General features: G+C 74.0%; 13 protein-coding genes and 1 pseudogene. 4 read left to right on the top strand and 10 right to left on the bottom strand.

Annotation, left to right across the window (positions count from 1 at the left end; genetic code table 11):
- Positions 1-116: pseudogene (locus ABFT23_RS22590) on the top strand (IS30 family transposase); the annotation flags it as partial.
- A 331-nt stretch (positions 117-447) separates the two neighbouring features.
- Here the strand turns inward: ABFT23_RS22590 and ABFT23_RS13755 are convergent.
- A complete protein-coding gene (locus tag ABFT23_RS13755) occupies positions 448-957 on the bottom strand; it encodes a GNAT family N-acetyltransferase (RefSeq protein ID WP_347896062.1) in 510 nt (169 codons plus the stop codon).
- Between the two features lie 21 nt (positions 958-978).
- Between ABFT23_RS13755 and serC the strand changes: the two genes are divergently transcribed.
- On the top strand, positions 979-2,097 hold the full coding sequence (gene serC / locus ABFT23_RS13750; protein ID WP_347896060.1) for a phosphoserine transaminase: 1,119 nt from the start codon (positions 979-981) through the stop codon (positions 2,095-2,097).
- Here serC and ABFT23_RS13745 read toward each other — a convergent pair whose 3' ends face one another.
- The 5 genes from ABFT23_RS13745 to ABFT23_RS13725 all read right to left on the bottom strand — a co-directional run bounded on the left by ABFT23_RS13745 (position 2,098) and on the right by ABFT23_RS13725 (position 7,229).
- A complete protein-coding gene (locus tag ABFT23_RS13745) occupies positions 2,098-2,595 on the bottom strand; it encodes an O-acetyl-ADP-ribose deacetylase (protein ID WP_347896058.1) in 498 nt (165 codons plus the stop codon).
- Positions 2,592-3,602 (bottom strand): DNA topoisomerase IB, encoded by a 1,011-nt coding sequence (locus tag ABFT23_RS13740; RefSeq protein ID WP_347896056.1) that lies wholly within the window; start codon positions 3,600-3,602, stop codon positions 2,592-2,594. Before ABFT23_RS13740 ends, ABFT23_RS13745 begins: the two co-directional genes overlap by 4 nt.
- 38 nt (positions 3,603-3,640) lie before the next feature.
- A complete protein-coding gene (locus ABFT23_RS13735) occupies positions 3,641-4,639 on the bottom strand; it encodes a hypothetical protein (protein WP_347896054.1) in 999 nt (332 codons plus the stop codon).
- 7 nt (positions 4,640-4,646) lie between these two features.
- Positions 4,647-5,846 (bottom strand): class I SAM-dependent methyltransferase, encoded by a 1,200-nt coding sequence (locus ABFT23_RS13730; RefSeq protein WP_347896052.1) that lies wholly within the window; start codon positions 5,844-5,846, stop codon positions 4,647-4,649.
- Positions 5,847-5,960: 114 nt separating this feature from the next.
- The gene (locus tag ABFT23_RS13725) at positions 5,961-7,229 is read right to left on the bottom strand and encodes a hydroxyacid-oxoacid transhydrogenase (RefSeq protein WP_347896051.1); all 1,269 of its coding nucleotides are present in this window, start codon (positions 7,227-7,229) and stop codon (positions 5,961-5,963) included.
- Positions 7,230-7,456: 227 nt separating this feature from the next.
- Between ABFT23_RS13725 and ABFT23_RS13720 the strand changes: the two genes are divergently transcribed.
- Together ABFT23_RS13720 and ABFT23_RS13715 are read left to right on the top strand one after the other, a co-directional pair.
- Positions 7,457-9,586 carry a glycosyltransferase gene (locus tag ABFT23_RS13720; RefSeq protein WP_347896048.1) on the top strand — a complete coding sequence of 710 codons (2,130 nt, stop codon included), beginning with the start codon at positions 7,457-7,459 and terminating at the stop codon, positions 9,584-9,586.
- Positions 9,583-10,797: a hypothetical protein gene (locus ABFT23_RS13715; protein WP_347896047.1), complete on the top strand. Its 1,215-nt coding sequence runs from the start codon at positions 9,583-9,585 to the stop codon at positions 10,795-10,797. Before ABFT23_RS13720 ends, ABFT23_RS13715 begins: the two co-directional genes overlap by 4 nt.
- On the opposite strand, the gene ABFT23_RS13710 is transcribed toward ABFT23_RS13715, so the two are convergent.
- Genes ABFT23_RS13710 through ABFT23_RS13695 form a run of 4 tightly spaced genes read right to left on the bottom strand, consistent with a single transcriptional unit; the run spans position 10,798 to position 14,454 of the window.
- Complete coding sequence (locus tag ABFT23_RS13710; RefSeq protein WP_347896045.1) at positions 10,798-11,685, bottom strand: NUDIX domain-containing protein; 888 nt, start codon at positions 11,683-11,685, stop codon at positions 10,798-10,800.
- A 10-nt stretch (positions 11,686-11,695) separates the two neighbouring features.
- Entirely contained in the window at positions 11,696-12,478 is a 783-nt protein-coding gene (locus ABFT23_RS13705; protein ID WP_347896043.1) for a lysophospholipid acyltransferase family protein, read from the bottom strand.
- Between the two features lie 19 nt (positions 12,479-12,497).
- Positions 12,498-13,736, bottom strand: coding sequence for a geranylgeranyl reductase family protein (locus ABFT23_RS13700; RefSeq protein WP_347896041.1), 1,239 nt, complete (start codon positions 13,734-13,736; stop codon positions 12,498-12,500).
- A 46-nt stretch (positions 13,737-13,782) separates the two neighbouring features.
- On the bottom strand, positions 13,783-14,454 hold the full coding sequence (locus tag ABFT23_RS13695) for a DUF4232 domain-containing protein (RefSeq protein WP_347896039.1): 672 nt from the start codon (positions 14,452-14,454) through the stop codon (positions 13,783-13,785).
- Between the last annotated feature and the right edge of the window lie 2 nt (positions 14,455-14,456).

Raw genomic sequence — 14,456 nt, 5'->3', positions numbered from 1 at the left:
CCCAGACCGACTGCGACGACATCGCCCTCAGACTGAACACCAGGCCACGCAAGACCCTCGACTGGCAGACTCCGGCCAGGGTCCTCAACCAGAGGCTCGTTGCAGCAGCCGTTTGAGCCCGCCGCGGTGACCATAAGCCATGGTACCACAGAATCGAACGCGTGTTCGATCTTCACGTGCTCTGGGCCTGCCGGTTGGGGGGTGGTCTCGAGGCGAGGTCGCGGGCGACCTCGCACCTCGACCAGCGTGGTCCTGGGCCGCGCATTTGGCGGGCGGTGCGCCGGAGCTTGCGGAGGCGCCACCGCACGCGCCGGACCAGCACGCCGCGCGAGGCTCGGGGTCAAGGACCAATCCCCGAAACCGTGTGACGGCTCACCGTGGGGATTGGTCCTTGACGCCGAGACGCGGCGTGCTACCGCGCGCGGCCAACCCGACCACGCACCTCGGTCACCCAGAAGAAGAACGCAGGTCCTTGCCGAAACACCGACTCGAGGGCGAGTCGCGGTAGTAGCCGAACTGCGGCACCCGCACGTAGCCCGACGACTCGTAGAGGGCGATCGCCTCGGGCTGCATGATGCCGGTCTCGAGCACGAGGGCCTCGACGCCGGACTCGGCCGCGGTCGCCTCGAGGTGCCTCAGCATGACCCGGGACAGACCACGACCACGGGCGGACGCCGCGACGTACATGCGCTTGATCTCGGCGGTGCGCGCGGTGTCGAAGACCTCCACCTGGCTCCGGCGCCACGCCCCGGTCGCGACCGGCTCGTCGTCGAGGTAGCCGACGAAGAAGATGCCGGCGGGCGGCTCGAACATCAGCGGGTCGAGCGGGGTCTCGTCGGGGCTGCCGTAGCGCGTGACGTACTCGGCCTGCACCTCCTCGACGAGACGGGTGACGTCGGGGTCGCCGTAGTCGGCACGGACCAGGCGCATCTGGACAGGCGGGCGGTGCTCGTTCATCTCGCTGACACACTAGGACGCGTGACGATCGAGATCCCCGCCGACCTGCTGCCCGCCGACGGACGCTTCGGTGCCGGCCCGTCGAAGATCCAGCCGGGCCACCTCGACGCTCTCGCCGCCACCGGCACCAGCCTCATGGGCACCTCGCACCGCCAGGCCCCCGTGCGCGACCTGGTCGGCCGCGTGCGGTCGGGCCTGGCCGAGCTGTTCTCGATGCCCGACGGCTACGAGGTCGTGCTCGGCAACGGCGGCGCCACCGCCTTCTGGGACGTCGCCACGTACGGCCTCATCGAGCGGAGGTCGCAGCACCTCACGTTCGGCGAGTTCTCCTCGAAGTTCGCCACCGCCGCGAAGGCGGCGCCGTGGCTCGACGAGCCGAGCATCATCGCCAGCGAGCCCGGCTCGCGTCCGGTCGCCGTCGCCGAGCCGGGCGTCGACGTCTACGCCTGGGCGCACAACGAGACGTCCACGGCCGTCATGGCGCCCGTCGTCCGGCCGGCGGGCACGAGCGCCGACGACGCCCTGGTGCTCATCGACGCGACGTCGGGCGCCGGCGGCCTGCCGGTCGACCTCACGGAGGTCGACGTCTACTACTTCGCCCCGCAGAAGTCCTTCGCCTCCGACGGCGGCCTGTGGCTGGCCCTCATGAGCCCCGCGGCCCTCGAGCGGGCCCAGCGCATCGGCGCCAGCGGGCGGCACGTGCCGGCGTTCTTCGACCTGCCCACGGCGATCGACAACTCGGCCAAGAACCAGACCTACAACACGCCGTCGGTGGCGACGCTGTTCCTCATGGCCGAGCAGCTCGACTGGATGAACGGCGCCGGCGGCCTCGCCGGCATGGTCGAGCGCACGACGGCGTCGTCCGACGCGCTCTACGGCTGGGCCGAGCGGTCGTCCTACGCCTACCCCTACGTCACCGAGCCCGAGCACCGCTCGCTGGTCATCGGCACGATCAACGTCGACGACTCCGTCGACGCCGCCGAGATCGCGAAGGTGCTGCGCGCCCACGGTGTCGTCGACACCGAGCCCTACCGCAAGCTGGGCCAGAACCAGCTGCGCGTGGCGATGTACCCCGCCGTCGACCCGGCCGACGTCGAGGCGCTCACGGCCTGCATCGACTTCGTCGTCGAGCGTCTCTGATCAGAGCGCGGCCGTCACGGCCTCGTACGACGAGCGCCCGAACGCCACGATCCGCGCCTCGACGACCTCGGTCGGCGTCGAGCGGAGCGTGTCGACCGCGGCCCGCACGGCGTCGTCGAACGGCCAGCCGTAGACGCCCGCCGAGACGAGCGGGAAGGCCACCGTGCGCGCGCCCAGCTCGTCGGCCACCGCGAGGGCGCGGGCGTAGCACGAGACCAGCAGGGAGCGGTCGGTCTCGCCGCGGGTGAAGTTCGGCCCGACGACGTGGATCACCCAGCGGGCCGGCATCGCGCCGGCCGTCGTCCAGCCGGCCTCGCCGGTCGCGAGCCCGGACGGGAAGCGCCGGCGGCAGTCCTCCAGGACAGCGGGTCCGCCGGCGCGGTGGATGGCGCCGTCGACGCCGCCGCCACCGCGCATGGCCCGGTTGGCGGCGTTGACGACCGCGTCGACGTCCTGCGTCGTGATGTCGCCCTGCACCACGGTGACCTCGATGCTCATCGGTCGACCTCTTTGATCAGACGCAGTGTCGCGCGTTCGAGCGCGGCCTGTCTCTGGTCGGGTGTCTCGTAGCGTCGTCGGGTGGTCTTCTCGATGGTGATGCCGCGCTCGTAGCCCTCGATGACGCGCGGGTCGACGTAGGACGAGCGCGCGAGGGTGGGCGTGTTGCCGAGGAAGTCCGAGACCTCCTTCATCGCACCCGACACCGCCCGCTTGCGCGAGGCCTTGGTGTGACCCGGCTCGGCCGTCTGGGCCAGCGCGGCGGCCGCGAGCACGGTGGCGTGCCAGGTGCGGAAGTCCTTGGCCGTCGCCTCGAGCCCGGTGGTCTCGCGCACGTAGGCGTTGACGAGGTCGGGGATGATCGAGCGCCACGACCGGCCGTGCTGGTAGGCGAGCAGCGACGGGTCGTCCTTCGACCTGCGCCGCCGCATGATCTCGATGGCCTCGATGACCGTGCGGTCGTCGATCTCGACCCGGTGGTCGACGCCGGACTTGCCCACGAAGGTGAACACCAGCCGGTCCTGCTGCTTGCGCACGTGCCGCCGCTCCATGCTGGTCAGGCCGTACGAGCCGTTGGTGTCGGCGTAGACGTCGTTGCCGATGCGGAAGTAGCCGAGGTCGAGCAGCCGCACGGCGGCCGCGCAGGCCCGCTCGAGCGGCATGCCCTCGCGACCGAGGTCGGCCAGCACCAGCTCGCGCGCCTTGACCAGCCCCTTGCCGAACAGCAGCATCCGCTCGAACTTCTCGGCGTCGCGACGCGTGCGCCACTCGGGGTGGTAGAGGTACTGGCGGCGTCCGGCGGCATCGGTGCCCACGGCCTGCAGGTGCCCGTTGGCGTACGGCGTGATCCAGACGTCCTGCCAGGCCGGAGGGATGACGAGGGCCTTGATGCGAGCGACGTCGTCGGCCGGCAGTCGCTGACCGCGGTCGTCGAGGTAGGCGAAGCCCTTGCCCACGCGGCGGCGCGTCCACCCCCGCTGGTCGGGCGACGTACGACGGAGTCTCACCACGCCCTCAACCTAGGCAGTGCGGCAGGGGGCACTCATCACCCGCGAGGGCGGAGCGACCTCACCAGCACCAGCAGCCCGACCAGACCCACCACACCCCCGACGACGAACGGCCACGCCGAGCGCGCCGAGGCGGCCTCGTAGGTGTCGGCCTGCGTGCCCTCGGACGGGTCGGACCCCGCCGGCGTGCCCGGGCTCGGGGAAGGCGAGGAGGTCGGCTCGGGCGGCGGCGCGACGGCCCGCCGGACGACGCCGGGCAGCCGCACCCGCAGCACGTCGGAGCCGGCACCCTCGGAGCTGACCAGGACGACGCCGTCGGTGCCGACCGCGATGCCCTCCCCCTGCTGCTGCTCGGGCAGGTCGAGCCGGGCGACGGTCTCGAGGCCCGGCCAGGTGTAGACCGTGGCCGTGCCGTAGCCGCGGACGACCACGTGGCGGCCGTCGGGCCAGAACGCGCCGTCGGTGGCGAGCGCCCGGGCGCTGCCCACGAGCCGGAGCCGGTTGGGCCGGTCGGGGTCGAGCCGCTTCGGCGCCACCAGCACCCGGCCGCCGAAGAGGCCCTTGGTCACGACGACGAGCCGGCCGGTCTGCGGGTGCACCATGAGGGTCTCGGCGTCCTGGGGCCCGTCGGGGTAGACGAGTTCGTAGGACACGGCGTCGGTCGAACGGTCTCCGCGCCCGACCGGCACGCGGCGCACCGACACCGACTCGCGCACCCGGTCGTTGTCGCCGATGTCGGCGACCCAGACCTCGCCGTCCTGCACCGCCGGCGCCAGGGCCTCGACGTCGACCGGGTCGTCTGCCCAGGAGGTCACCCCGACCGTGTCGCCCGAGGCGCGGTCGACGACGAAGACGCGGCCACTGTCACCGGAGTCGTTCACCGTGACCACGAGGTCGTCGGAGGCGACGAGCCCGCTCGACTCGACGATCTCGGGGTCGGTGAACGTGAGCTCGACGCGGGCCGCGGGTGCGCCCCACGACGCCGTCGCACCTCCGAGCACCAGGGCGGAGGTCAGCGCGACGGCCCGGAGGCTCATCAGGGCGTCACCGGGCCAGGAGCGCCGCGAGCCGCGGCTCGAGGCGCCACTCTCCCACGAGCGCCTCGTAGTCGGCCCGCACGCCGTCGGGCACCGCACCGGTGCGCACCGCCCGCAGCAGCGTGTTGCGTGGCGTGTGCTGGCTCTCGACGAACTGGACGACGTCGACCCGGTAGCCCTCCAGCCGCAGCAGCGAGGCGCGCACGGCGTCGGTGAGCGTGTCGGCCAGGCGCTCGCGCAGGATGCCGTGCCGGGTCAGCTCCCCGTACGGGGACGGCGTGGGCTGCCGACGCAGCTGGGCCGCGACGTCGTGGTGGCAGCACGGCGCGGCCAGCACCACGGGCGCCGTCCAGCCGACCGCGCGGGCCAGGGCCTCGTCGGTCGCCGTGTCGCAGGCGTGCAGCGCCAGCACCACCTCGGGGGCCGCCTCGACGACGGCGTCGGCGATCGAGCCGACGACGAAGGCGGCCGGCAGGTCGAGCCGCTCGGCCACGGCGCTGTTGTGGTCGCGCGACTGCTGCTTGACGTCGACGCCGGTCATGGCGACCGGCAGGCCGCGGACGCCGCCGAGGAACCGCTGGGCGGCGAAGGTCAGGTAGGCGTTGCCGCAGCCGAGGTCGACGACGCGCAACGGCTCGTCGGCCGTCGGACGCCGCAGGTGGCCGGCGTCGAGCGCGTCGGTGACCGTGGCGTCGAGCAGGCGCAGGAACTCCTCGACCTGGCGCACCTTGGCGGCCCGGCTGGGCTTGATCCGCCCGTCGGCGCCGGCGAGGCCGAGCGCCGTCCAGAGCGGGTCGTCGGCCGGCAGCAGTCGGTCCTTGGCCCGGTCGTGGCCGTGCTCGACCGCCACCTGCTGGGCCCGGGCCTTGCTGGAGACGAGCGCGTCGCCCTTCTTGGTGACCCGCACCTGGTGGGTGTGCGTGGCGGTCTCGACGTGCCAGTTGCCGAACGGCTCGGCGAGCAGGGCGTCGACGGCGGCCGCGGCCGCGGGCCCGGCGGCGTGGTTGGTCGTGTGGGCCTGGGTGGCGTCGTACGACGTCACCTGGAGGTGGCGCCCAGCCTTGAGGTCGACGTAGCGCGCCTCGACCCGGCGCCACGCCGGGGCGGCGTGGCGGCGTCGTCCGGAGGCCACCGCGCGCACGAGGGCGTCGGCGTCGAGCAGGGCCGTGCGCACCAGGTCGTCGGCGTCGTGCACCGAGCCGGTCACAGCACTGCCGCCAGCACGACGATGACCAGCAGCACCACCAGGGCCGTCGGGATGACGAGACGGCGGTGTCGCGGGTTCACCTGACCAGCGTAGGCACCCGCGACGACCGTCGGGTCACCAGTGCTGCAGGGACGCGGTGAAGACGCCCGCGAGGTCGTCGTCGGTGACCGGCTTGGGCGCGGTGGCCAGCAGTCGCTGCTGCTGCAGGGCCCCCTCGACGAGCCCGTCGACGTCGCCGGCGCCGTAGCCGATCTCGGCGAGGCCGTTGGGGATGCCGACGTCGCGCATGAGCGAGGACAGCACGCCGGGCAGCACGTCGGGCCCGTGGGCGGACGACGACAGCGTCGGGTCGAGGAAGCGGGCTGCGGCCTCGTGGCGCTCGGGCGCGGCGTCGTAGGTGAAGCGGAAGGCCTCGGGCGCGGTGAGCGAGACGGCCATGCCGTGCGGCACGATCGCGTCGTCCTGGGGGTAGCCGGCGGGCCGGTAGTCGCGGACCCGGCCGGCGATCGGGTAGGCGTTGGCGTGCGGCACGTGGACCCCGGCGTTGCCGAAGCCGAGGCCGGCGAAGGTCGCGGCGAGGGCCATCTGCTCCCGGGCCTCGACGTCGCCGCCGTCGGCGACCGCCCGCCGGAACGAGCCGGCCAGCAGGGTCATCGCCCGCTCGGACCACAGGTCGGCGATCGGGTTCGCCCCGCAGTAGGGCACCCGCTGCTCGGGCTGCTTGGCGTCGAAGTCGGCGAACCAGCGCGCCGTCCAGCTCTCGAGGGCGTGGCAGAGGATGTCCATGCCGGCGGCCGCGGTGACCATGGCCGGCTGGGTGAGGGTGAGCGCCGGGTCGACCACGGCCATGGTGGGCCGCAGCCGCGGGTGGCTGATGCCGGTCTTGACGTGCAGCGAGAGCACGTCGAGCACGCAGATGGTGGTGCTCTCGCTGCCGGTGCCGGTGGTGGTCGGGACGGCGACCAGCGGCAGCAGCGCGTCGACCGGCGCCAGCGCCCGGCCGACCGGGGCGTTGACGTAGTCCATGAGCTCACCGGGGTTGGTGGTGAGCAGGTTGACCGCCTTGGCGGTGTCGATCGCCGAGCCGCCGCCGACGGCGACGATCGCGTCGAACGGCCCGGCGTCGCGAGCGAACCCGATCGCCTCCGTGAGCGACTCGTCGGTCGGCTCGACGCGCGCGCGGTCGAAGACCACGACGTCGAGCCCGCGAGCGCGGGCCTGGTCGGCGATGCGCGCCGGGTGGCCGGTGGCGGCGACGCCGGGATCGGTGACGAGCAGCACCCGCCGGGCGCCCAGCGCGGCGAGGTCGTGGCCGATCTCGCCGGAGGAGCCGGAGCCGAACTTCAGCGCGGGGGCGGCGTAGGTGAAGACCGTCTCACTCATGTCCGCAGCCTAGTGACGAGCACCACGCCCGGGTCGGGCCGCATCGGCCGATCCGGGCCCGCGCGAGCACGGGGCGTGCGATCGTTGAGGCGATCTTGAGGCCGTCCTCGGCCTCCGTGCGGGGGCACCGTGGGTTACTGGCTGCCAGCACGCGACGTCCCGGGTCGAGCACGACGACGCGCCGGTTCGGATCCCCCCACCAGGAGTAGTAGAGGAACATGTCCCTCATGACGTCCGCCGCACGGGAGGCGTCGCTGCCGCGGCTCTCCGACGGCGCCGACGCCACGCTCCGCACCGTGGTCCCCGAGGGCATCTGCCGCGCGTTCCGGGTGCTGCCCTACGCCCAGCACGAGGGCCGGGTCCTCGTCGCCGCCGCCGACGCCGACGACGAGATCACCGCGCACGTGGTCGCCGAGCGCGTCGGTCGTCCCGTCGTCCTCGTGACCCACCGGGTCGCCGAGATCGTCGACGCCGTCGACGCCGCCTACCCGCCCGTCACGGCCGAGGTCGAGACGCCGCACGCCCGGCGCGCGCGCGAGCAGATGACGCAGCTGCTCGTCGCCGACCGCGCCGTCACCCCCGCACAGCTGCAGGACGCGCTGGCGGAGTACAGCCGCACGGGCGACCCGCTCGGTGAGATCCTCGTCGCGAGCGGAGCCATCGACGAGGGCGTCCTCGTCGATGCGCTCGCGCGCCTGCACGGGCTGCCCCGCGCCGAGCTGAGCGGCGTCGTCCCCGACCCCGGGCTCGTCGACCTGCTGCCCGAGCACCTCACGCGCACGCTGCAGGCCGTGCCGATCGCCGAGCACGACGGCGACGTCGTGCTCGCGGTCGCCCGCCCCCTGACCGGCGACGCCCGTGCCGCCGTCGCGCAGGCGCTCGGTCGGCCGTTCCAGCAGCGCCTGGCGCACCGGGCCGACCTCGCCCGGCTCGTGCAGCAGGTGCGCAGCACCCGGTACGCCGAGGTGGCCACGACCCACCTCGTCGAGCACCGTCCCGACCAGTCGGCACGCACCGTCGTCACGCCGGCCCAGCGCACGACCCTCTACGTGCTCGCGGCGCTCGCCGTCGTCTCCGCCGTCCTGGCGCCGGCCACGACCGCCGTCGCGCTCGTCGCCCTGGCCAGCGCCGCCTACCTGGCCGTCGCGGCCTACCGCCTCCGGTTGACCCTGCACGCGCTCGGCACGCGTCTCGAGACCGACGTCACCGACGAGGAGATCGCCGCGCTCGACGAGCGCACGCTGCCCGTCTACACGATCCTGGTGCCGCTCTACCAGGAGGCCGCGATCGTGCCGCGACTCGTGCGCGACCTCCACGCCCTCGACTACCCCCGCACCCGCCTCGACGTGAAGCTGCTCTGCGAGGCCGACGACGTCGCGACGATCGCGGCGGTCGAGCGCCTCGGGCTCCCGCCCCACCTCCAGCTGGTCGTCGTGCCCGACACCGAGCCCAAGACGAAGCCCAAGGCGTGCAACTACGGCCTGCAGCTGGCCACCGGCGACCTCGTCGTCATCTTCGACGCCGAGGACCGCCCCGACCCCGACCAGCTCAAGAAGGCCGTCGTCGCCTTCGACCGGGCGCCCGACGAGGTCGTGTGCGTGCAGGGCAAGCTCAACTACTTCAACCAGCACCAGAACCTGCTCACCTCGTGGTTCTCCAACGAGTACGCGATGCAGTTCGAGCTCGTGCTGCCCGCCATGGGCGCCGCCGGCGCGCCGATCCCGCTGGGCGGCACCTCCAACCACTTCCGGACCTCGGTGCTGCGCGACATCGGCGCCTGGGACCCCTTCAACGTCACCGAGGACGCCGACCTCGGCATCCGGCTGCACCGCGCAGGTCACCGGACGGCGATGATCGACTCGACGACGCTCGAGGAGGCCAACTCCGACCTGCGCAACTGGGTCCGCCAGCGCTCGCGCTGGAACAAGGGGCACTACCAGACCTGGCTCGTGCACATGCGCCACCCGGCGCGGCTGCTGCGCGAGATCGGCCTGCGCGACTTCGTCTCGTTCAACCTCACGATGGGTCAGGCCTTCGTGCTGCTGCTGAACCCGGTGTTCTGGGTGGTCACCGTGCTCGGGCTCCTCACGCAGGGCGGCGTCGTCACCGACGTCTACCCGCACGCGGCGCTCTACGCGGCGAGCGTGGCGCTGTTCCTCGGCAACTTCGTCTTCGTCTACCTCAACGTCGCCGGCAGCCTGCACCGCGGCGAGTTCGGCCTCACGCGCGTCGCCCTGCTCTCGCCGGTCTACTGGGCCCTGATGAGCTTCGCCGCCTGGCGCGGCTTCCTGCAGCTGTTCACGATGCCGTTCTACTGGGAGAAGACCGTGCACGGCCTCGACGAGGTCCGGCCGTGAGCCTCGACCACGCCCGGTCCGGGGTCGTCCGCCTCGGCGTCCGACGCACCGCCGACCTGCCCCGACGTCGCGGCGAGAGCCTCGCGGTGCTGGCTACGTTCACCGTCCTCTACACCGCGGTCGGCCTCTGGCTCGTGCGCGACCTGCACGTGGTCGAGCCCGAGACGCTCGACCGGTGGGCCCGGGCGCTGGCGATCTGGCACGGCGACGACCCCGGCCTCGGCGCCGTCGGCCGCGACCACGCCCCGCTGTCGGTGCTGCTGCTGGCGCCGTTCACGCTCGTCTCGTCACTCGCCACCTCGCAGGTGGCGATCCCCGTCGTGTCGGCGCTGGGCGCCGGCTGGGTCATGGTCGTGCTCGACACGATGATGCGGCGGGCCACGCTCGACCTGCCCGTGCGGCTCGCCGTGCTCGCGGCCCTCGGCCTCAACCCCGTGGTCGTCGTCCACGCCGCCACGGGCGGGCACGACGTGCTGTGGCTCGCCCTGGTCGTGACGGCGCTCGGCGGCCTCGTCGCCTGGTACGTCACCGCCGACGTCCGGTTCGTCATGGTCTCCGGGTTCGCCTTCGCCGGTGCCACGCTCACCGGCTACGGCAGCCTGCCGTTCGTCGTGGTCAGCACGGTGGCGGTCGCCGCGCTGGTCCGCCGCCTCGGTGCCGACCGCACCGAGGTCGAGGGCACCACGGTCGGCTTCGCCTCGCCCGCGCTCTACGTCGTGGTGCTCTGGGCCGGGTTCAACGCCGTGGCGCTCGGCCGGCCGTTCGGCTGGCTCGTCCCCGACCGCGGTCCGGCGGTGTCGTTCGCCGACGCCGCCCGCGGCACCGCCGACCTCGTGCTGCTCGGCGCGCCGGTCGCGCTCGTGGTGCTGCCAGCCCTGGTCGTGGTCGGCACGGTGCGACGCAACCCGCTCGCGCTGTGGCTCGGCGTGCTCCTGCTGACCTCGATCGTGCTGCCCGGCACCGGCGCGGTGCTCGGGCTCGCCGACCGCCCGCCGTCCGTCGCCGACGCCCTGCCCGTCCTGCTCCTCGCCGTCGTCGGCGCGATCTGGCTGATCCGTTCGGCCCTCACCGACGCCCGCCTCGTCGCCGGGGCCCTCGTCACCGGGCTCCTGCTCAGCGTCCCGGTCACCTTCGCAGCCATGGCCGACGCGCCCCGCCCGAGCCTCGAGCGCTCGTTCCACGACGCCGTCGTCGACGACGTCGCGGGGTAGCTACGGCGCTCGCAGCGCCTCGCGCACCACGGCGGTGACCTCGACGGCGCCCGCCGTCACGTCGGCGACCGGCACCCACGCGACGGCGTCGGTCGTGCCGCCCTGCTCGACGACGAGGTCGGCGTCGGGCACGTCGTCGACCAGGGTGGCGGCGTAGACCAGCCCGACGGTCTGCAGCTCCTCGTCGCGGCCGTTGGGCGCCGTGCCCTGCACGGTCTCGGACGTCGCCGCGAGCAGCCGGCCGGGCTCGCAGGTGGCCCCGGTCTCCTCGGCGACCTCGCGGACGACGGCGGCACGGGGCTCCTCGTCGAACTCGACGCCGCCGCCCGGCAGCGTCCAGAGGCCGGTGTGGAAGCCGCGCGACGAGATGCGGGTGAGCAGCACGGCGTCGTGGGGCGTCGAGCGCCGCACGAGGGCGTAGGCGGCGACCCGCTGCCAGCGGAAGGGCCGGTAGGCGTCGAGCGCCTCCTTGACCATCGCGACGACCGGCACGGTGCCGTCGAGCACGTCGGCGACCGGGCGCCACGCCGCCTCGATGGTGGAGCCGTCGACCTCGACGACGTGCGGCTCGGGCGAGTCGACCGGCACCCAGCCGTCGTAGACGATGCGCAGCGAGTGGGCGTCGACGCGGCGACCGCGGCGCCAGGTGTCGGGCAGGTGCAGGCTGAAGGTGCGCGCGGTCGGCGCGATCGTCACGTCGAGACCGGTCTCCTCGTGCACCTCGCGGACGACGGCGTCGCGCGGGTCCTCGCCGTGGTCGAGGCCGCCGCCGGGCAGCGTCCAGAGCTCGCTGCGCGAGACGCGCGGGGCCAGCCGGCTGAGCAGGATCTGGCCGTCGCGGACGATCACGGCGTAGGCCGCGACCCGCTGCACCTGAGGACCTGCCATGACCCCAACCCTAGAGAAGGGCAGGACTCCACGTGGGGGTGACTGCCGAACGCGGCATGCCGTCGAGGGTGTAGGACTCGTCACGTCCGACCGCGTCACCGCCGAGGTGTGCGGGATACCACGGTGCCCACTCCCCCGGCCGCGGGCGGTGCTCGGGCAGCCGCTGGACGTCGTCCAGGGTGGCCTGGAGGGTGGCGCCCAGCCGGCGCGTGGTCTCGACGAGGTCGGCGTCGGGCGCGACCGTCGTCGGCGTCCCGACCCGGACGTCGACCGTGCGTCCGCGCGTGACGAGCGGCCGGGGGAAGGGCGCGTCGAGCGCGCGCTTCTGGCCCCACAGGCGCTGCCCGCCCCAGACCGTGACCGGCACCAGCGGCGCTCCGGTCTCCCGGGCGAGGGCGACGGCGCCGGGCATGAGGGCCCGCACCGCGTAGGCCGCCGAGATGCCGGCCTCGGGGAAGACGCACACGACCTCCCCCGCGCGCAGCAGCGCGCGGGCCCGCAGGTAGGCCGCCGCCGGGGCCTCGCGGTCGACCGGCACGTGACCCATCGCGCTCATGGCCCGCCCGGCCGGGGAGTCCCAGATGTCGGCCCGGCACAGGAACCGCACACGGCGACCGGTCGCGAGCAACGCCCGGCCCACGAAGACGAAGTCGGGGAACGAGACGTGGTTGCAGGCCAGCACCACCGGTCCCTCGGCGGGCACGTGCTCGGCGCCCTCGGCACGCACGCGGAGGTCGAGGGCCCGCAACGCGACCTTGCCGGCCGCGATCGCAGCGGCGTAGACGGGCTCCATGCCGGGTGTTCGGAGCGGGCTAGGAGAACGGCGGGCGGTGGTCCTGGGCGAGCGAGCGTCGTCCGGCCCAGCGCCACACGCGGGCGGCGCGGTCGCGGTCGTCGTCGGTGACCAGGTTGCCCATCCAGCGCAGCGCGAGCGTCATCAGCCAGTCGGAGCGCATGCCCGCGGGGCCGAGCGCGGGCAGCAGCCGCGGCACGGTGACCAGCCCGGCGAGGCGACGGGCGATGGAGAACGCCTCGCCGTAGTGGCCGCGCAGCAGTGCCGGCCAGGCGAGGTCGAGCTCGTCGCGCTCGAGCATCACCTCGACCAGCAAGCGGCCGGTCTCGAGGCCGTAGTCGATGCCCTCGCCGTTGAGCGGGTTGACGCAGCCGGCGGCGTCGCCGATGAGCGCCCAGTTGCGCCCGGCGACGTTGCTGACCGCGCCGCCCATCGGCAGCAGGGCCGACGTCTTGGCCCGCAGGTCGCCCTCGAGCTCGAACTCCTCGCGGCGCTCGTCGGCGTAGAAGTCCATGAGCGGCTTGATCGCGATGTCGGCCGGCCGCTTGGCCGTGGCCAGCGTGCCGACGCCGAGGTTCACCTCGCCGTTGCCCAGCGGGAAGATCCAGCCATAGCCGGACAGGATGGCGCCGTCGGCGCCCCGCAGCTCGAGGTGGCTGCTGATCCACGGGTCGTCGGCCATGCCGCTGGCCACGTAGGAGCGACCGGCGACGCCGTAGACGGTCTCCCGGTGCCACTCGCGGCCGAGCAGCTTGCCGAGCGGCGAGCGGACGCCGTCGGCGACGACGAGGCGACGGCAGCCGACCTCGAAGGTCTCCTCGCCCTGCTTGAACACCACGGCGGCCACGCGGGCGCCGTCCCAGCGGACGTCGACCGCGCGGGCGCCGTCGATCGCCGTCGCGCCGCTCTTGATGGCGGCGGTACGCAGGTGGTCGTCGAGCTCGGTGCGCGCGACGGCGCTGCCCCAGTCGGGCAGTGTGCCGCCGGGCCATGGCAGCAGCAGCGTCTGGCCGAAGCCGTGCGCGCGCAAGCCCTGGTTGACGGTGTGGGCGCGCAGCCAGTCCTCGAGACCGAGCCGGCTGAGCTCGCCGATCGCGCGCGGGGTGAGGCCGTCGCCGCAGGTCTTGTCGCGCGGGAAGACCGCCATGTCGGCGAGCACGGTGTCGAGCCCGGCCCGGGCGGCCCAGGCCGCGGCGGCGGACCCGGCCGGACCCGCCCCGACCACCAGCACGTCGGTCTCCCTCGGCAGCACGCTCACTGCTCCATCATCTCAGCCCCACCCCAAGACGCCGAGTCGGCGCGGGTCAGGCCTGGGTGTAGGCCTGGTGGGCGAGCAGGTGGACGGCGTCGTCGGCGCAGGCCGTGGTGGGGTGCGCGACGAACACCGATCGGGTCTCGTCGGGCAGGTAGACCCGGAACCCGTCGACCTCGGTCGGGCGGCACTCGTCGGCCGGGTAGGAGCCGGCCGCGGCCTCGGAGACCAGCGCGGTGGCCTGCTCGCCGGGCTCGATGGTGAGCACCTCCGGCTTCGGGGCCTGACCGCTGGTGTCGCGGTCGGCCGGGGCGCCGACCTGCTCGCCGTCGCCCCCGCCGACGTAGGACAGGCCGCCGAAGCCCTCGATCTGGCACCAGATCTCCGAGGTGTTGGTGACCACGAGGCTGCCGTAACGCGTACCGGCGGCGTTGTCACCCGGCTCGTAGGTGACCGCCACGTCGCCCGCGCGGCACTCGGTCGGACCCTCCGGCTCCTCGGGATCGGCCCCCGGCGTCGCCGGGGCGCTCGAGGCGTCGGGGGCGTCGGGGGTGACGGTGCTGCCCGGCACCCCCGGCGTCGGCCGGCCGGCGGTCTCGCTCGCGCGGTCGGCGGGCGCGGCGTCGGAGCCGTCGTCGTCCGAGCCGCAGGCGGTGAGTCCCCCGGCGAGGACGGCGACCGCGGCGAGCGAGGCGAGGGTGCGGGCGGTGGTGGGCACGGGCATCG

The sequence above is a fragment of the Nocardioides secundeburneus genome, assembly GCF_039939255.1.
GTDB lineage: Bacteria > Actinomycetota > Actinomycetes > Propionibacteriales > Nocardioidaceae > Nocardioides.
The sequence above is the reverse complement of the archived record's forward strand: the minus strand, read 5'-3'. Positions and strand labels throughout refer to the sequence as shown.

Coding starts and splice junctions, on each gene's coding strand:
- ABFT23_RS13755 (WP_347896062.1), bottom strand. CDS start 957: ATGAACGAGCACCGCCCGCCTGTCCAGATGCGCCTGGTCCGTGCCGAC.
- ABFT23_RS13745 (WP_347896058.1), bottom strand. CDS start 2,595: ATGAGCATCGAGGTCACCGTGGTGCAGGGCGACATCACGACGCAGGAC.
- ABFT23_RS13735 (WP_347896054.1), bottom strand. CDS start 4,639: ATGAGCCTCCGGGCCGTCGCGCTGACCTCCGCCCTGGTGCTCGGAGGT.
- ABFT23_RS13725 (WP_347896051.1), bottom strand. CDS start 7,229: ATGAGTGAGACGGTCTTCACCTACGCCGCCCCCGCGCTGAAGTTCGGC.
- ABFT23_RS13720 (WP_347896048.1), top strand. CDS start 7,457: ATGACGTCCGCCGCACGGGAGGCGTCGCTGCCGCGGCTCTCCGACGGC.
- ABFT23_RS13710 (WP_347896045.1), bottom strand. CDS start 11,685: ATGGCAGGTCCTCAGGTGCAGCGGGTCGCGGCCTACGCCGTGATCGTC.
- ABFT23_RS13705 (WP_347896043.1), bottom strand. CDS start 12,478: ATGGAGCCCGTCTACGCCGCTGCGATCGCGGCCGGCAAGGTCGCGTTG.
- ABFT23_RS13695 (WP_347896039.1), bottom strand. CDS start 14,454: ATGCCCGTGCCCACCACCGCCCGCACCCTCGCCTCGCTCGCCGCGGTC.